At 51.5% G+C, this 18,726-nt stretch carries 11 protein-coding genes; all 11 read left to right on the top strand.

The window, feature by feature from the left end; genetic code table 11:
- The first annotated feature begins 806 nt into the window (after positions 1–806).
- The 11 genes from E3J62_00425 (at position 807) to E3J62_00475 (ending at position 18,661) form a co-directional block, all read left to right on the top strand.
- The gene (locus tag E3J62_00425; protein ID TET47699.1) at positions 807–3,752 is read left to right on the top strand and encodes a T9SS type A sorting domain-containing protein; all 2,946 of its coding nucleotides are present in this window, start codon (positions 807–809) and stop codon (positions 3,750–3,752) included.
- 6 nt (positions 3,753–3,758) lie between these two features.
- A complete protein-coding gene (locus E3J62_00430; protein TET47700.1) occupies positions 3,759–6,647 on the top strand; it encodes a hypothetical protein in 2,889 nt (962 codons plus the stop codon).
- A gap of 70 nt (positions 6,648–6,717) precedes the next feature.
- Positions 6,718–9,723, top strand: a complete 3,006-nt coding sequence (locus E3J62_00435) for a T9SS type A sorting domain-containing protein (protein TET47701.1) — start codon at positions 6,718–6,720, stop codon at positions 9,721–9,723.
- Between the two features lie 182 nt (positions 9,724–9,905).
- On the top strand, positions 9,906–10,976 hold the full coding sequence (gene obgE / locus E3J62_00440; GenBank protein TET47702.1) for a GTPase ObgE: 1,071 nt from the start codon (positions 9,906–9,908) through the stop codon (positions 10,974–10,976).
- 172 nt (positions 10,977–11,148) lie between these two features.
- Positions 11,149–12,228: a DNA-protecting protein DprA gene (gene dprA, locus E3J62_00445; protein ID TET47703.1), complete on the top strand. Its 1,080-nt coding sequence runs from the start codon at positions 11,149–11,151 to the stop codon at positions 12,226–12,228.
- Between the two features lies 1 nt (position 12,229).
- A complete protein-coding gene (locus tag E3J62_00450) occupies positions 12,230–13,345 on the top strand; it encodes a DUF362 domain-containing protein (GenBank protein TET47704.1) in 1,116 nt (371 codons plus the stop codon).
- Positions 13,264–14,226 carry a carbohydrate kinase family protein gene (locus E3J62_00455; protein ID TET47705.1) on the top strand — a complete coding sequence of 321 codons (963 nt, stop codon included), beginning with the start codon at positions 13,264–13,266 and terminating at the stop codon, positions 14,224–14,226. The genes E3J62_00450 and E3J62_00455 overlap by 82 nt, the downstream gene beginning before the upstream one ends.
- A gap of 11 nt (positions 14,227–14,237) precedes the next feature.
- Positions 14,238–14,756 (top strand): QueT transporter family protein, encoded by a 519-nt coding sequence (locus E3J62_00460; GenBank protein TET47751.1) that lies wholly within the window; start codon positions 14,238–14,240, stop codon positions 14,754–14,756.
- Positions 14,749–15,108 carry a hypothetical protein gene (locus E3J62_00465; GenBank protein TET47706.1) on the top strand — a complete coding sequence of 120 codons (360 nt, stop codon included), beginning with the start codon at positions 14,749–14,751 and terminating at the stop codon, positions 15,106–15,108. Before E3J62_00460 ends, E3J62_00465 begins: the two co-directional genes overlap by 8 nt.
- A gap of 82 nt (positions 15,109–15,190) precedes the next feature.
- Positions 15,191–15,826 carry a radical SAM protein gene (locus E3J62_00470; protein ID TET47752.1) on the top strand — a complete coding sequence of 212 codons (636 nt, stop codon included), beginning with the start codon at positions 15,191–15,193 and terminating at the stop codon, positions 15,824–15,826.
- On the top strand, positions 15,827–18,661 hold the full coding sequence (locus tag E3J62_00475; protein TET47707.1) for a HEAT repeat domain-containing protein: 2,835 nt from the start codon (positions 15,827–15,829) through the stop codon (positions 18,659–18,661).
- Positions 18,662–18,726: the final 65 nt, after the last annotated feature.

Genomic DNA, 18,726 nt, shown 5'->3' on the forward strand with positions numbered 1-18,726 from the left:
AGCGAGTGGGACGCCTGTCCCGACATAGTCGGGATCTGCCAGTTCCGCCACCCCGGCATACTTAGAGGACAACTTGTATTCATGTTTTTCAAATAGCCCCTCGAGCGAGTGGGACGCCTGTCCCGACATAGTCGGGATCTGCCAGTTCCGCCACCCCGTCGTCATTACGATAGAAACTGCGCAGGGAATACTATATTATTTGCGAACGCCAGGTGTCAAGTCTTTTTGTGGCCTCACCCCATCTCCAAAACGCCTGCCCACCCACATGGCGATCCAGGTGCAGCCTAAGAATGTGGCTCTTCTCCAATTTAGTTGGCGGTACTGCTTGGCAATGGGGTGCTATGTCCTTGTTTGCCATTGGGATTGGTCTACCGCACTCTTTTCTGCATCTGTTCTGATGTTGCGTCTGACTTTTCTCTTCCTCCATGTGATGCCTGGGCCGTTTTCCTGGAAATGGGCGCTAACCTAGCGCCCCGCAAGCGGCGCTACTCCACACATTCAGGAGTAACCGCCTGTCCTTCGCATTCGGCTTCGCCAAGCATAAACTCCGTCGGAGGAAGGTTGCTCGGCGCCACAGGCAAGGGTTCTCCGTACGTTCCCCAACTCCTCCCTGTCATCAACTTTTTGGGAGAAGAGCAAAAAATGTAAGGTCCGGCCTCGACCTGAGATTCTTTTTGACACGAAGCGAAGCAGTGTGCTACAATAGCAGAAATCTGGCTTTTCCGCCGAGGGAGGTGGTTGCCTGAGATTTGTACGTGTGATTTCCCCAAGCACATAATACAAAACTTCTAACTGGAGGGAGGAGCATGAGAAAGCTCTTCGTATATACTGCCACGGCGGTTCTACTGCTGGCTTGGGCCGGAGTTTGCGCAGCCGATTTTGCCGCGAAGGCGTTTACGCACGGTTCTACTGGGGGAGCTAATCCCAGACCAGGCAATGTGACGGCAGGACACCGAACGAGACCAGCGATCCTTCAGGTATTTGATGTCGTCGACTCCATCCCTGCCCCTGGAGACTTACACATGGGCCTCGCGTGGGATGGGACATATCTCTGGATGGCCACTAATGAGACACCTCCGATTCGTATTTACAAGATCGATCCGGCTACTGGAGCCGCTGTCGACACATTGATCACCAGTGTTGGTAGCTTTGTCCTTGGCCTGACCTATCTGAATGGCTCATTGTGGTTGCAGGAATGGCAGACCACCGGAACTACTTATCAGATTGATCCGACCAATGGTTCGACCATAAGCTCTTTTGTGTCTCCGGGCGACATATGGTCGAGGGGTCTTGCCAATGATGGCACCTTTTTGTGGATTGCAGACACCAGAGGTGGCAGTAACATAGGAATCTTGCATCAGGTCGACACTCTGGGAAGCACACAGAGAACAGTTGACATAGGAAGCGTCATAAACTGGCCCATGGGGATGACCTACAATCAGACCACGGATTCTATGTGGCTGAACGACAACGGTCCGAATAACGATGTGAATGAGCTGGATATTTCAGGAGCAGTAGCGATACTTGTATCCGAACACACGCCCCCAGGAAATCCTATGGCAGATACTCCAGAAGGCTTGACAAATGACGGGACCTTCTTGTGGTACACGGACCATTACGGCTCCTGGATTTGGAAAATAAACATAACCCCATTTGAACATGATGTGAAAACAGAAGAAATACATACGCCTTCAACTATTGTGACGCCAGGTGGGCCCGTGACCATTGAAGCAAGGGTGAGAAACTCGGGTGAAAACATGGAAAGCTTCACAGTCTGGGCCGAAGTCGAAAGCCTCAGTGTTCAAATATACCAGGACTCAGAAAGCATAACCGACCTTGCCGCTGGGGATACGGCATTGGTCACCTTTTCTGTAACGTGGGATGCTCCTGTGGAAGGAAACACATATTTGGTGAGGGTCTTTACGGACCTTGTAGGTGATATGCTTCCGGCGAACGATACGGCTGAAGTAGTAACCTTTGCCACTTTCACAGAAAAGATGTGCATTGATGATGGAACGATGGTGAATGCGCACGCATGGTGGGACGGCGGCAACATATGGGCTGTTCGATATACGCCGAGTGAGTATCCCGCTTACGTAGATTCTGTGCAGGTCTACATTCTTTCTGGAGGAGATCCGTACTATCCCTGGCCGGACCCCACACATCAGCCTTTCGTCATTGAGGTGTGGGACGAGGCAGGCGGCCAGCCTGGTTCAGTCCTTTTCGGGGACACAGTGCTTGCCGATGACATACCGCCAAGTTGGGTGATGGCCTATCCCGACGTCGAAATCACGTCTGGTGACTTCTGGCCCACGCATCATCAGCTAAACGACAACCCCGCCTGCGAAGGAATGGGTGTTGATGCCTCGGTCAACTATGCCTCCCAAAACTGGGGAAGAATAGGCGGCATCTGGCAGCAGTATTCTCCAGCTGGGGATCTCATGATCTGCGCGTACGTCAGGTACAGAGGACTGTACGATGTTGGTCCTGTGTCGATAGACTCACCTGGCCGTATTGTAGAGTCCGGAATTCCCCTTAATCCCATGGCAACCGTCGGGAACCAGGGGAGGCTAACAGCCTATGGCTTCCAGGTGGCCTGCAGAATAGATTCTGCGGGACAACAGGTTTACCTTGACACGGTGACTGTAGACAGTCTGGACTCTGACAGTATTGCACAGGTCACATTCAGTTCCTGGACTCCTGGCCCGCCGCTCAACGACTATGATGTGACAATGTACACCACCTTCACCTCCGATCCCAGATTCTCAAATGACACACTCTATTCTATTGCCAGCTCGTTTCAGTTGATGCCAATTCTCTATTCTCCTCCTGGTGTCACGCCCACATTTGATGGATTGATCGAACCAGGCGAGTGGGCTGATGCGAATGCCTACGACATCTCTGATGTCTTCCAGAAGAAAGGCGAGATAAACTTCCCTGGGAGCGCAATCTTATATGTTATGAACGATCTCAACCAGGTTTACTTTGCCATTGACGCGCAGTTCGATAGTACCAGAACCGACTTTGACAGGATTGGCATCGCCTTCGATGACAATAGAGATGATGCGTATCCCGCACCTGGCGACGACTCAGAAGGGTTGCTTACCCTCTACTATACCTCGCTCCTTGACTTTGTTAGCTACACTTCACTTCATTCTGATGGTTCACAAGGCAGCCCCTATGGAGTGAACTTCCAGGCAGGGACTGCTCTTCCTGCGGGGCACGAGCAATACGAGCTTGCGGTGCCGTTTGGCAGTCTTGACGAAAGGCTTGACGCCAGCCCGCTGGACACTGTGGGCTTGCATATTTTTGTGGCCGACAGCACGGTGGATGGCGGCGAATACGGTGGCTGGTGGTTCCAGAGCGTGGAACCCAATCAGTGGGACGAACCAGCATACTACGGCGATCTGGTTCTCAGTGATGGTGTTGGAGTCACAGAGGCTGTGCCGCAGAGACGCAGAATCGTAAACTACCGCCTGGGTCAGAACTTCCCGAATCCGTTTAGCGATTTGACCGTCTTTGAGTACGCGATCCCCGACTTCGCAACTAACGCCCATGCTTCTGTACGAATCTATGATGCGGCGGGTCGCGTCGTCCGCACGTTGCTTGATAATGACCAGGCGCCTGGCAACTACAAGCTCTTGTGGACCGGGACTGACGATTCGGGAGCAAAAGTTGCTGGCGGAACATACTTCCTCAGGTTCATATCTGGTGGCTTCACGGCAACAAGGAGGCTTGTTCTCATTCGCTGATAACCGATGGAACAAGGAGGAGTTGCGATGAAGAAGATTTTGATATTCTGTGCAGCACTGGTCCTGGCCCTTGCATTACCGCTTTCTGCAGCGGGCAGGAAACTGGATGCTGCCGTATCAGCCGGGCCTGCAGTAAAGACGACGCTAGACTTTGAGTCAAGCCCTGGTATTGCTCTTGGAAGTGGGGGCCCGGACGGCTATGGGTATATGTGGATAGACTCAGACACAGCAGGAGGCCCGGCCTTTGAGTGGGTGGGCATTACCGCTATGGAAGGCGGGAGTGGAACTAACACCGGGATTGCTGGCGACGACACGATGGATGTGATAAATATGTCTCCATTTGGGTTTCCCTTCTATGAAGGCAGTTTCGATGTGATCAATGTCAGTTCGAATGGTTTCTTGAGTTTTTCGTACTACGGTTACTCGTACCCAACGAACCTTCCGCTGCCTGATTCGAATATCACCGATGGCCTTTTCCTGTTCTGGGATGACCTAGACCTTCGAATAGAGGGGTCTATCTGGTACTGGTACGACAGCGCAAATGCCAGGTTCATCGTAGAGTTTTACGATGTCCTGCATTTCGGGACAGGAGGCCCCTACAGCTTCGAGGTTATTCTTCATGCAGACGGCACGATTCTATTCCAGTATCTAGACATGAACACCCCCACCAACTCCAGCACAATCGGTATCCAGGGGGCCGATGGTTCAAGTAACTACTTCCTTGAGTATTACAGTAATGGTGCACCTTTTGCAAATGAGGTTCACGACAGCCTTGCAATACGGTTTGCATACCAGAAGCTTGAGCATGATGTAAAGCCTCTGAATATTATAACTCCTATTGCCAACGTGGACCCCGGAGGAGTGATCGATATCGAGGCGAATATCCTCAACTACGGGCTGAACCCGGAAAGCTTCGATGTGGGAGCAGAGGTTGAAAGCTCTGGAGTGGTAATCTACCAGTGCTTCGAGCATGTATCTGACCTCGACCCGTCAGAAGTTACCGCTGTCGTATTTTCCGACCCCTGGTTTGTGCCGGCCGGTGAAGGTCTGTCCTATGATGTCACAGTTTACACCATGCTGCTCGGCGACATGAACAACGCCAATGACACTATTTCTCTCACAACAAGAGCTGTCACTACGGAGAAATTGTGCATTGACGATGGCGTAATGGTGAATGCTTATGCATGGCTTGCTGCGGACAACGTGTGGGGTGTAAGATACACACCCCCCGACTATCCGACCGTAATCGAATCTGTCTGGGTCTACATCCTCTCCTTTGGCGACCCGTATTACCCGTGGCCTGACGCCGTGCATCAGGAGTTTCAGATCTCAATCTTTGACGAAAGTGGCGGTCAGCCCGGCACGGAGCTTTTTGCCGATACAGTATTGGCCGATGATACGCCACCAAGCTGGGTGTCCGCCTACCCGAATGTGGAGATAACTTCGGGGGACTTCTGGGTGGCCAATCATCAGCTTACTTCCAACCCTACCTGTGAAGGAATGGGTGTTGATGTCGCTATGGACTATCCCAATCTTAACTGGGGAAGAATAGGTGGTACCTGGCAGACATATGGTGTTTCTGGCGATCTGATGATGTGTGCTTTTGTGAGACTTCTGGCTCCGCATGACGTAGCGACAGAATCTGTGGACGAACCAGGGCCAATAGTCGAGGCGGAAGCGCTCATCAACCCTGTGGGTACAGTCAAGAATGTTGGGAAAAACACCGAAAGTTTCGAGGTCGCGTGCATAATCGATTCAGCCGGTACGACGATATGGGCTGATACGCTACCCATATTTAACCTCGACCCGGGCGATTCAGAACAGATCGTCTTTAGTGCCTGGCAAGTTGGACCTCACGGAGTGCAATATGGCGTGACCATAAGAACGATACTGGCGACTGATCAGAGAAATGGAAACAACGCAAAAGCGGTGCAAACCAACTCTTTCAAGGTGGTGTATGAAATCGCCTCACCACCCACGAGTAACCCGCCGACCATTGATGGGATAATCGACTTTGCAGAATGGTCAGATGCCAATCTGGAGGACATATCGGATATCCTTGCCAAGTATGAAGAGCTGAACATGCCTGGAAGCGCCATGCTTCACGTGAAGAATGACAATGACTATGTCTATTTTGCCATTGACGCTTACTTTGACGCGACTAGATCAGACTGGGACAACATGTGGTTGTTTTTTGACGACAACAACGACGGCGTCTTCCCACCACCGGGAACCAATGGGGAAGGTGGCATAGGACTCTTTTACACATCTCTGCTGGATCTCGCTGTCTACCTGCCCCTGTACTCAGATGGTTCTACAGGAGACATGAATGGGGTGAACTTCCCTGCGGCGACGGCCATGCCAATAGGTCATGAACAGTATGAGATTGCGATTCCTCTTGGGACTCTTCCTGAAGAGCTCAACTGCAGTCCTGCCGATACTGTGGGAATGCTCATAGTAGTGACCGATACCACGACTGATTCACGTGAGACAGGTGGATGGTGGGTGCAGAGTATTGATCCTGCCAACTGGAATGACCCGAGCTTCTATGGCAAACTCCTTCTTTCAGTTGAGGTGGGTGTGGAAGAAAAGCATCCGGCCAGGAAAGCGAGTCCCACCGTCAGCTTCCTCTCTCAGAACGTCCCCAACCCGTTCAGGGACTGCACCACAGTCCGGTTCGGAGTGGCAAGAGACTGCTTTGTGTCGGTTGACGTATTTGATGTAGCCGGACGTCTGGTGAAGAACATCTTTTCCGGGGAAATGAGTCGTGGACTCAATTCCGCAACCTGGGACGGGACCAGCGAAGCGGGCGTTGAGGTATCCTCTGGCACCTATTTCATCAGAATGGCTGGCGGCAGAGAGAACTTTGTCAAGAGAGTGGTAATGGTAAGGTAGCAGGAAACCATGGTCTTCTGAGATTCTTGGTGAACGAAGATTCGAGAAGATATGAAAGGGGAAAAACAGGATGAGAACGATGCGAACACTTGCTGTGGCGACCATGATGGTACTTTTGGTCGCTCCGAATGTGGTCGCCCGCGGAGTGATGGGACCTGACCTTGCGGAAATGGTAAACCTCGCCAAGGAGGACGAGCTCATTCCGGTCAACGTGGTCCTTCGGGAGCAGGCAGACCCGGGCATGCTGGCGAATTTGACCAGGGGGATGGATCGCAAAACTAGAAAGATGGCCGTGGTCTCAGAGCTTAAGAGATTCTCCAGCGAACAGCAGGAAGTTATCCTGTCTTACCTGGAACTGGCCTCAGCCAAAGGACTTGCAGAAAGGGTAACCCCGTTCTGGGTCTTGAATGCGATACATGCAGAGGTTGTGCCTGAGTTGATTGATGACCTGTTGTTCATGGATGAGGTCTGGTATGTAGAAAGCAGTCTTCTCAAGGGCGACCCCTTTCCTGCAATGCACTCGACGCTTACTGCTGCTTCAGACACGGCGTGGGGAGTTCTGAAGATAAATGCTCCAGCCGTCTGGCTTGATGGCTATACCGGAGATGGGATAGTCGTCGGGATAATCGATACAGGTGTGAACTATAATCATGTGGATCTGGCTGATCACATGTGGGCCGACCCCAACTACCCAAATCATGGATGGGACTTCCTTGCCGATGATGACGACCCCATGGATACAGCTGGACATGGCACTCACTGTGCAGGCACAATCGCGGGTGACGGCACTGCAGATACCCTCACCGGTGTTGCGCCTGATGCACAGGTGATGGCCATGCGTGTGAGAACTGTGGCAGATTCGACTGCTGAGAACCAGGTCTGGGCAGCCATGGAGTTTGCTGTCAGTCCTCCGCTTTCCCCGGACAACGGTGCCAATCTCATAAGCATGTCTCTAGGTTGGTTCTATACTTGGGATCCAAGGAGAGCCGCATGGAGAACGGCCTGTACTAATGTAGGTCTGGCTGATGTTCCCATGATTGTCGCAGCGGGCAATGAGAGAGGAATGTTTCCTCCTCCGAACGATCTCCGGTGTCCGGGCGATGTTCCGCCGCCGTGGAGGAACCCTGATCAGATCGAGGGCGGCCTGAGTGCTGTGATAAGTATCGGGGCCACTACCATTGACGATGTCTACGCCTCTTTTTCTTCCCAGGGACCGGTTGCCTGGAACATTGATCCTTTCTACGACTACATATATCCTCCTGGGCTCATAAGTCCAGACGTGTCTGCCCCGGGTGAGGATGTGCTCTCCCTGAGGCACAACAATAACACGGGCTACAGGTACATGAGCGGGACTTCCATGGCCACTCCCCACGTTGCCGGAACAGTCGCCTTGATGCTTCAAAAGAACCTACTGCTCAGCCCTGCAGAAGTAGATGAAATTCTTGAGACGACTGCTCTGGACCTCGGTGATCCCGGGAAAGACAATGATTACGGCGCAGGACGGATTCAGGCATGGGAAGCAGTTGATGCCACCTGGCCGCCTGATAGGCCCAATGTGAGGTATCGAACAATAGTATATGATGATACTGCAGCCGGAAATGGCGACGGCATATTTGATCCTTGGGAGACTGTGGATGCTTTTATCAGTCTAGACAACAATGGTGGACAGGATGCGGAAACTGTGAATGTTGTACTGCGAACGGAAGATACCCTCCTTATCATCGAGGATTCAACTGCTTCATATCCCGATATTCCGATGGGGGAGAATAGAAGGAACGATGCTGATCCTTTCGTTTTCTCAGCTGATCTCTTGACGCCGGAAGGATATATTGCCCAAGTTGTCGCCCACATTACTGCTGCGGGTGGATACGAGTGGGACAGGAGTTTTCAGGTTCAAATTGGGGTGCAACCAGTCCTGTGGGCGGACCATAATATAGGGAATATGGTCTTCACAGTAACCTGCATTGCCGCCTGCGGCCATACTGAGACGGATTCTATCTCTATGGAAGGCACTGGTCTCATCTTCCCCAAAGCTGGCGGCGGCAACCTGCTGAAGATTGGTTCTATATGGATTGGCAATGCCTCTAGCTATGTGGTGAACAGAGACTATTCTGCAGGCAACGCAGACTGGCAGACAGTGGTGCCAGGGGGCTGGTTGAGATTGGGTGCAACTCTTTTCAGTGACCAGGATGGGGAAGCCAGATACGAAGACGCAGGTGCTCCTTCACCCAAGGGGCTGTCTGTAGAGCAGCGCTCATGGGCATGGGCTGATCCCCCGTACGATGACTTCGTGATTATGATGTACAAGCTTACGAATACGGGCGCCGCTAATCTGGGGAACCTCTACGCAGGTCAGTTCATGGACTTTGATATGACAGTGTCCAATCCAGATGACGACCTGGGTGGCAGGGATGTCGACAGGAACTTGATCTATATGTACGATACGAGTGAGCCGGAATATGCGGGCATAAGAGCCCTCGGTGCCATTCCAGTGAAGAATCTGACATTCATAGAAAATGCTCTGTACATAGACCCATGGGGCTACATGCCGGACTCCTACAAGTTCCAGTTGCTTAAGGGAATCATGGGCATCCCTGAAGCCTCAACCGAGAAAAACTGGTCAACTCTCGTTTCTGTTGGGCCTTTTGACCTGGCAGCAGGTGATTCCACTTACGTGGGTTTTGCCATTGTTTGCGGCGAAGACTACAACGACCTCTTGACAAACTCAGACGAGGCAGACAGCATCTTCCGTGAGAAGACAGGGATTCTTGAGGAAATGACGCCAGTAAGTCCGCCCACAGCCCTTTCACTCTTTCAGAACGTCCCGAATCCTTTTCACACTCATACTTCCATTCGATTTGTGATGACCAGGAAAGGTGAGCTGTCGCTGAAGGTGTTCGACATCTCTGGTAGAGTTGTGGCGTCTCTTTACGAGGGTAGTGCAAGCGAAGGTGCACATGTAGCCCGCTGGGACGGCAGAACGGATGAGGGTGGGCCGCTTCCTTCCGGCGTATACTTCTACAGTCTGTCCACCGCCGAAAGGACGATAACAAAGAAGTTGGTGGTTCTCCGTTAGCGTTTTTCATGCCACTTGCAGACATAGGGGCGTAGGCAAGGTGCCTGCGCCTCTTTTTGTGCAAGGTGCCTACGCCGAACCACTGACTATCATCTTCTTCTTTGCTGAAGATTTGGTGTCTGTGGTATCTGTTGACATGTGAGTTTGGGTGTGGTAATAGACTTTGACATTACAGCAGGCGTCTGGAGAGTCATTTGTACAGAGACAGGGTGAGGATAACTGTTGTAGGGGGGAGAGGTGGAGACGGGTGCGTAAGCTTCAGAAGGGAGAAGTACATCCCAAAAGGCGGTCCAGATGGGGGAGACGGTGGCAGGGGTGGCGACGTGATAGTGACAGTCGATACCTCATCGGATGATCTATCTCACATAAGACCTGGTGGTAGCACCGTCCGAGCAGAGAACGGCAAGCCTGGAGGCGCTGGCAACAAGCATGGAAGAGATGGTGAACCACTGAAACTGGCCGTTCCTGAGGGCACACACGTTTACAATGACGAGAGCGATAAGCTCATAGCCCAGATGGGTGAACAAGAAAAAGAAGTGCTAGTGGCAAGGGGAGGAAGAGGGGGCAGGGGTAACCTTCATTTTACTACCTCGACTGATAGGACTCCAAGAAAAAGGGAAAAGGGGACCCAGGGGAGGCGCGTCAGACTGAGGCTTGAATATCTGCCGGCAGTCGATGTTTGCATAATAGGGCTTCCAAATGCAGGTAAATCAACTCTTCTGTCTCGCCTATCCTCTGCCAAGCCCAAAATCGCAGAGTATCCTTTCACCACCAGGCTCCCAGCTCTGGGGACATTCATAGACGAAGAGAGCCGCAAGGTGACAGTGATGGAATTGCCCGCTATTGTCGAGGATTCTCACGGGGGAAAAGGGTTCGGGCAAAGATGGATGGGTCACATGAGAAGAGCAAGACTTCTCCTCTTTCTGATTGATATCTCGAGTAAGAAGTACAGGGATGCCTATGATTTGCTGATTGGAGAGGTTTCGTCATTCGATCAAGTGCTTCTCAACAAGCTACAGGTTCTGGTCATTAATAAAACTGATCTTCTCAAAGAGGAACCTCAATTACCCGAGATTCAAAACAAGAAGGTGGCTGCGGTCCAGACAGTATCACTCAAAACCGGTGAAGGAGTCAGTGACTTGAAGACCACTATAACCAGGCTTCTTGCGAAGAACGAAGTACAGAGTACAGAGGACGAGGTGCAATCCACGCCCTGTCATTGCGAGGAGCCCGAAGGCGACGAAGCAATCTAAATGAGAAGGACCAGAGATGCGGGACGAGGTGGAGAAGCGTCAGCGACGAAGCAATCTGGCACAAGCAGATCCTTCGACTCTGTCCTTCGGACTTCGCTCAGGACGAAATATGCCTCACGCCCTCTCCGATGGCGTGGCCCTATTTCGTTTTCGATTTTCGTGAGGTGGGAAGGTGAAGGAGGTTGAGTACTGGGTAGGTCTCTCACTTGTGCCGGGAATAGGGGGAAACAGGCTGAAATCCCTCATCTCCAGGTTCAAATCCGCAAGGGCAGTGTTAGAGGCATCAAGATCTGACCTGAACGCCTTGGGAATTTTGGATGATAAGACGGTAGCACGGCTCAGTGGCTCAAGACACATCGAACTTGGACAGAAGCAGGTTGACCTCCTTCGGAAGGTCGGAGGTCAGGTGGTCACATTTCTTGACCAGGACTATCCTCGAAATCTCAAGGATCTTGATGAAGCGCCGCCGTTGCTCTATGTGCGGGGTAGCCTGAAAGAAGAGGATTCTTTAGCCATTGCGATCGTAGGCTCCCGACGGGCTACGGCTTACGGTAGAGCTACTGCTGAGAGGCTTTCGTTCGAGCTCGCCAGCAGAGGTGTGACCATAATCAGTGGCTTCGCCACCGGAGTTGATTCTGCGGCGCACAGGGGTGCTCTGCGAGCCGGTGGCAGAACATTGGCTGTTCTGGGGTGTGGTCTGGATATCAACTACCCTGCTGGCAATAGAGGCTTGAGGGAGAAGATCGTATCCTCCGGTGCTCTGGTAACTGAATTCCCTTTGGGCACACAACCCCTGGCCGGGAACTTCCCTAAGAGGAATAGAATTGTGAGCGGGCTTTCTCTGGGGCTTGTGGTAGTAGAAGCAGCTGTCAAAAGTGGGACTCTTTCCACAGTCAAATGGGCTGCAGACCAGGGGAGAGAAGTGTTTGCAGTACCCGGCGACATAAACAGAAAGACGTCTTCCGGGACCAACAGGCTAATAAGAGAAGGTGCCAAACTAACCACCTGCGCAGACGATGTTCTGGAAGAGATTGGAATTTCGAAAAGGCCCTCGATTCAGGCAGCAAAAGAGTCTGTCTCCGACGATGAGAAAGAAGTGATGGAGAGACTTGAGTATGGTCCAGTTCACGTGGATGAGATAGCAGAAGATCTGAAGATGCCTGTGAATGAGACTCTGGCCATTCTTCTCTCTCTCGAGTTGAAGGGTATTGTAAGACAAACACCAGGCAAGATATTTTCACTTGAGTCATGACATGAGTACCGTTGTTTCTCTTGCAAAGTGTAAGGATTACGAACCCGAGCGAGTGGCGGATGCCATGGCGCAGTGTCTTGAAGGCCTGGGGGAGATAGACTCGGTTCTTACAGAAGGCAAAAGAGTACTTGTAAAGCCCAACCTCTTGAGCCCTACTGCTCCTGAGCAAGGGATCACCACCCACCCTTCATTGGTTCAGGCTGTAGTCAACTTCGCGAGGAATAAAGGTTGTCTTGTGAAGGTTGGCGATAGCCACGGAGGTTATGAGAGAAAAACAGAGGAGGTGTGGGATAAGACCGGCATGAAGTCTGTTGCAGAAAAGACTGAGGCACCACTGGTCAACTTCGAAGCTTGCGGGGCACACATGAGAAACATTAATGGCCGAGAGTATCCCATAAGTAATGCTGTCCTTGACTGCGACGTGCTGATCAATCTTCCCAGGCTGAAGACTCACATTATCACCACTTTGACCGGTGCAGTAAAGAATATGTTCGGCTGCGTTCCCGGTTTCAGAAAAGCGAGCTATCATCGAGATCTCCACTCTGTTCGGACTTTCAGTGAAATGCTCGTTGACATATGCCAGCTGGTCACTCCACACATTACTATCATGGATGCCATCGTCTCCATGGACGGGAACGGTCCAGCCGCCGGAAGGCTGAGGGATTCAGGACTGTTACTGGCATCCCTGAGCCCTTATGCGCTCGATGCAGGAATTGCCACGCTCGTTTCTGCTGGTGAGCGGCGGATTCCAACTCTGGGTATCGCAAGAACGAGGGGGCTTGGGCCTCAGGGATTGAAAAGGGTGGAGTTCGTGGGAGCTGATCCTTCAGAATGTAGAATTGACAGGTTCAAGCTTCCGCGCGGTGGTGAACTTCCTCCCATTCTGGCAGCTGTTGTAGGCAGAGCACTCTGGGTCCGGCCAAGGATCAATCTTGCCAAATGTACTTCCTGCGGCGACTGTGCGGAGAACTGCCCGGTCAAAGCAATAGGAATGGAGAGTAAATTTCCCGTAATAGACCTTAGGCGCTGTGTTTCATGTTTCTGCTGCCAGGAGATGTGTCCTTCGGCGGCAATATCGCCGATAAGGTCTCGTCATCTGAAGCTGTATCAGCGATGAAGATTTCAGTTGTAGGGACAATAAACAACGATACCATAGTGAGCCTCGAGGGTGCGAAAACAGAATCTCTTGGCGGTATCATTTACAACACAGTTGCTCTCGCAGTTCTATGCCCCGACGATACGATTATCCCTGTCGCATACTACGGGACAGACTGTGCGGATGGGCTGATGTCCCTTCTCACAAGATTTTCAAACATAGACCCATCCGGGCTGGTCGAGTGGAAGAACGGATGCAACCAGAACCTTCTCAGGTATGTGAGCGGTGACTCAAGAGAAGAGATTCTAGAAATCCGTGTTCCGTCCATAGATTCTGATATGCTCAAAACATGTTCAAGTTCTGATTTTGTACTGGTCAACTTCATCTCAGGTTTTGACATGGAGCTCGATACTCTGAAGAATCTAAGAGAGATTTTCAAAGGAACGATCTATATGGACGTCCACAGCTTGACTCTTGGCATTGATGGTGAGGGGGCAAGGTTTGAGAGGATTGTTGAGGGCTGGACAGAGTGGGCTGTTTGCGCTGACATCATCCAGATGAACAGAAAAGAGGCGAGACTTTTTGCGGGGGTCAGCACCTCAGTCGAGAACGTGTCCAGAATGATATGCTCAGAAGGCCCGAAGGTGTGTCTGATAACTCTTGGGAAGGACGGTGTTCTTATCACACGGTCTACTCCAGAGGGCTCAATTCAGACCAGGATAGAAGGTGTTTCTGTAGACGTGAAGGATACAACAGGATGCGGGGATGTCTTCTCCGCAGCTTACATATGCGCTCGCAACCGAGGATGTGACCCGATTGAATCTGCCAGGCAGGCGAATTTGACAGCGGCAAGGAGCTGTGAGTGTGTTGGCTTGGAAAGCCTGAAGGAGGCCATACACTGATGAAAAGGACAATGACGATTCGAACCATCTCCACTGGGGCTGTGGTCGCCGCGACCTATGCAGTTCTGACCATATGGCTTGCGCCCATAAGCTACGGTCCGATCCAGGTAAGACTAAGTGAAGCACTGACAGTTCTTCCTTTCGTAGCCTCTGCATCAATCTGGGGCCTTTTTCTTGGATGTTTGATTGCGAATATCTTTGGTGGGCTTGGTCCGTGGGACATTTTCGTGGGCTCCCTTTTGACACTTGTCGCGGCTACGTTGACATACCTCTTGAGGAAGACTGGCAAGCCCTGGCTGGCACCTCTACCCCCTGTTGTGTTGAATGCATTCGGCGTGAGCGCCTACCTCCAGTTGCTCTTTGAACCGCCAAGAATAGCGCTTCTGGGCAACATGCCTGGATATTTTGTATTTGTCATCACAGTTGGCATAGGTGAAATCATAGCGTGCTATGCTGTGGGGCTTCCTCTTCTATACGCTTTGAGGAGGCTCAGAGTATTCAAACATTCTCAGGATTCCAGGCATGAGTGACAGTTACGAGGGAGTGGCGAAGTTCTACGACCTTTTCGGAAAGAAAGAAGATGTCGGATTCTTGACGGATCTTGCCCGCAGGTGTGGGAGCACCTGCCTTCAGCTTGGAGTTGGTACAGCCGTAAGGACAGATATGCGGTCTTTTAGTTTGAATCACACATACGATCGGGAGAATCTTTTTGTGGAGGAACGTTGCGTCACTTCAGTGGTCAATACTGTTTCAAGAGAAACGATGGGAGATGTTCTCCAGAGGTACGGCTTCCAGGTAGAGCAGGAGTTTGGAGATTTCAAATCGACCCGGTATATGCCGGGTGATGAATGGCTGGTGACAGTTGCAAAGCGAAGGGTATGACCCACTTGAGCTGGCTGAACACATTCGGCCATCTGTTGCCAGAGGGTTAGAAAGGAAATACTACAGGCTCGGAAGGACCGGCATGTGGTACGGGGGAATTGCGACTGCCGACTGTCTTGGGTGCTCGCTTAAATGTGTCTTCTGTTGGTCAGATAAGCCGAGAGATAATCCAGAAAAGATGGGACATTTTCATGCGCCAGAAGAAGTATATGAAAGGCTTGCCTCTAGCGCCCGAAGACGTGGCTTCTCGCAGATGCGGGTGAGCGGGAACGAACCCACGTTGGCAACTGAACACCTGATCACACTCCTGGAGCTTGTTGAGGGTTCTGGATTTCGTTTCATTCTTGAAACGAACGGTCTCCACGTGGATGAGGGTTTCGCGAAGAGCCTTTCAACATTTGACTGCCTCCATGTCAGAGTTTCCTTGAAGGGTACAACCGCTGATGAATTCCACACTCTCACCGGGGCCAGAAGAGAAGCGTTTGGCCTTCAGTTGGATGCACTTAGCAATCTTATCTCCAACGGGGTGAGCTGCCATCCAGCAGTAATGTCATCCTTTAGCAGTGGAGAGAACTTGCTGCGACTTGAGGAGAAGCTACGTGAAATCCACCGGGGGCTTCCAAAAGCCCTGGAAGAAGAGACGCTCATCCTGTATCCGCACGTAGCGAAGAGACTGAAAAAGGCTGGTATTAAACCATTGAGAGGAGCGGAGGCTTAGATGAGATTCCTGTGGCTGGTTGTAAGCGGCTTCTTGTTTGTGTCATCAGCATGGGCATTTGATGGATCACTCAGTGACAACGAGAGAGCATACATAGGTCGGGCTCTTGAAATGATGAACATGAACGAGCAGCAACTGGGGTTTGAGAAAAGGTGGGCGACCGACTCGCTATTCAGGTTTCCGATTGTCGATACTCTAATGAATGAACCTCTTTACTGTTTCGACTACGCAGACATCTGTGCAGCAAAGGTGGAGAGCCTGGATGGCAATGTGGCGGGTCTTCTCAGATTTGAGATAGAGAGTTGTGGGCTATCGGAGAAGATCCCCTCCATGAAAGATATTTCCGGGAGTTTTGAGCAGAAGGCAATTCCTGGGCTCCCGCCAGAATTGGCCCACGGGCTGACCGCGATTCTATCATCGTTCGAGCAGGCTGACATCTTCCTATCCAGAGCTCTATCACAACTATCTCAAGATGAGAGGTCAATGATTCTGATGAATGCGCCTGTACTTTGGGAGGATGAAGACGACACAACAGATGATTACCTGGTGGGTATCCTACATAGAGAGTTTGGGTTTGAGGTGGATACTTCAGTGGAGTTAAGGACAGACTCACTTCTTTCCATTTCGAGAAAAGTGAACATGGGTGAGCTGGCAAGCGCGGGCTTGGCTGTAGCCCTTGGTTTGGAAAAGGCAAAGGCGGAGCTAGCCTCTGCTGCAGTCAAGTACAGGCGCCTCCATGGAGGCCGGTCGGTGCCAGGTGTTGATGGAGATGTTGTTTATACCAAGCTCACCCGGTGGGGTAGGGTGGTCGTGGGAGGTGCGGGTGATAACACTTACCACGAGGGTTTTGCGATTATCATCGACATTGGTGGGGACGACAGGTATTTCTGCAGGGCTGGTGGTGCAGTGGGAATCCTCGACGACCCATTCTCAGTCGTGATTGACATCAATGGGAATGATCTCTACAGCTCAGAGAAACTCTTCAACATTGGCTCCGGCATATTCGGTGTGGGTGGGCTTTTGGATCTTGAAGGTGATGACACATACAGGGCATCACATTACTCTTTTGGAACGGGCATCTACGGCGTAGGGATAATGTACGATGGTGAAGGGAATGACCTTTACGAGGGTGGCTTCTGCGTGCAGGGCGCGGGTAACTTTGGCTTTGGTCTTCAAGTCGACATGTCTGGTGATGATACATACAGATCGTACAATTGGGCTCAGGGGTTTGGTTCCGTCTGGGGGTACGGTCTCATCGCTGATTACGGGGGCAATGATATCTACTATGCGGGAGGAAAGTATATACACCATCCATTGCTTCCTGATGATTACAAGTCGTTTGCGCAGGGTTTTGGAATGGGATGGAGGCCCTATGCGGCCGGCGGCATTGGCTTTCTTTATGATGCAGAAGGCAATGACTTCTACGATGCCGAGGTCTTTGCTCAGGCCACGAGTTATTGGTATTCCCTTGGCATGATCGTTGACAGGTCGGGTAACGACAGATATCTTGCTGCACAGTATGCACAGGGAAGCGGGATCCATCTTTCGGTGGGAATACTGATCGATTCAGAAGGTGACGATCATTACGTTTCCAAGTATGGTCCAGGACAAGGCGAGGGGCATGACTTCGCCGTAGGTGTACTCCTGGACAAACAGGGTGATGATGTGTACTGCATGAGCGGTGGACAGGGAATAGGGCTGACCAATTCGGTAGGCATATTCATTGATTCTCAAGGCAAGGATACGTACGCGACGAGGGAGAAGAACACAGGACAGGGGAGCGGGACGTGGGCTCGTGGATTCGGAAGCGCGGGAATCTTTCTCGATTTGATGCAAAAGGACTCCTACCCGGAGATGAGTCCGGGAGATGACGATAGAATATGGACCCAGGGAACCTACGGCGTCGGTATCGATGTTCACTCAGATTCGACTCCAGAGGAACCAGAATTTGAGATGCAGCCTGTGCCCGACCTCGAGGACATGACAATTGAGGAGGTCTTCGAAGAGGCCTCTATGTGGGAGGTGAGAGAGGCCAAGGACAGGGTTAGGGCCGGCAGAAAAGAGCTTATCAAAAGAGGAATGGAGTCAGTAAGGTATGTCATTGAGAATGAGATAGACACGAGAAGTGGATTGGCAATCAGAGCCATTCAGGAGCTTGCGGATTCATTTCCAGACTCTATGGCCCTCTATCTGATGGATGTCCTGGACGACGAGCGGTTCTGGGCAAGGGTGAATGCCATTTATCTTCTTGGGGCCTTGAAGTGGAAGCCTGCGATAGATCCGCTCCTTGACCAAATAGAGAGGCCGGGAAACAAAAAGAGGTCAGCAATCTCTGCGCTGGGAAGGATAGGAGAGAAGAGGGTGGCTCCGAAGATAGCAGGATATCTCAAGAGCGAGGATGAACCCACCAGGATATCTGCTGCTGTCGCTCTTTCACGGCTCAAAGACAAAGGGACGATACCTGCTCTCGTGGCTGCACTGGACGATGAACAGTTCACAGTCAGGAGCGCAGTAGAAAATGCGCTGGTGGGGATGGGCGAGACTTCCCTTTCGCGTCTCATCTATCACTTGAAAAAAGGGAACAAGATATCCTTACCAAGCAAGATAAGGGCAATTTCTCGCATAGCCAAAAAGGGTGACAGTTCGCAGAAGAGGAAAGCAGGAAGAGCGATAAAGCCCTACCTGACGGACGAGGGTAGAACAGTGAGAATCTTTGCGGTGGATGCTCTGTCCTTGCTTGGAGACACCGAAACGCTTAAGTGGATGGCAGAAAGGGAGAAGGACGAGCTTGTACTGAGCAGATACAGCCACGCATTGGAAGGCAAATCGCAATGATCAAGCACCAAATTACAAACAAATCACAATGGCTAATGACTGAAATTCCAAACAAGAAAACGAAA

The sequence above is a fragment of the candidate division TA06 bacterium genome, assembly GCA_004376575.1.
In the GTDB taxonomy this organism is placed as follows: Bacteria; Hydrothermota; DG-26; order E44-bin18; family E44-bin18; genus E44-bin18.

Excerpts from the sequence above, each read along its gene's own strand:
- E3J62_00425 (TET47699.1), top strand. The coding sequence starts at position 807 with ATGAGAAAGCTCTTCGTATATACTGCCACGGCGGTTCTACTGCTGGCT.
- E3J62_00430 (TET47700.1), top strand. The coding sequence starts at position 3,759 with ATGGAACAAGGAGGAGTTGCGATGAAGAAGATTTTGATATTCTGTGCA.
- E3J62_00435 (TET47701.1), top strand. The coding sequence starts at position 6,718 with ATGAGAACGATGCGAACACTTGCTGTGGCGACCATGATGGTACTTTTG.
- E3J62_00450 (TET47704.1), top strand. The coding sequence starts at position 12,230 with ATGAGTACCGTTGTTTCTCTTGCAAAGTGTAAGGATTACGAACCCGAG.
- E3J62_00455 (TET47705.1), top strand. The coding sequence starts at position 13,264 with ATGTTTCTGCTGCCAGGAGATGTGTCCTTCGGCGGCAATATCGCCGAT.
- E3J62_00460 (TET47751.1), top strand. The coding sequence starts at position 14,238 with ATGACGATTCGAACCATCTCCACTGGGGCTGTGGTCGCCGCGACCTAT.
- E3J62_00465 (TET47706.1), top strand. The coding sequence starts at position 14,749 with ATGAGTGACAGTTACGAGGGAGTGGCGAAGTTCTACGACCTTTTCGGA.
- E3J62_00470 (TET47752.1), top strand. The coding sequence starts at position 15,191 with ATGTGGTACGGGGGAATTGCGACTGCCGACTGTCTTGGGTGCTCGCTT.
- E3J62_00475 (TET47707.1), top strand. The coding sequence starts at position 15,827 with ATGAGATTCCTGTGGCTGGTTGTAAGCGGCTTCTTGTTTGTGTCATCA.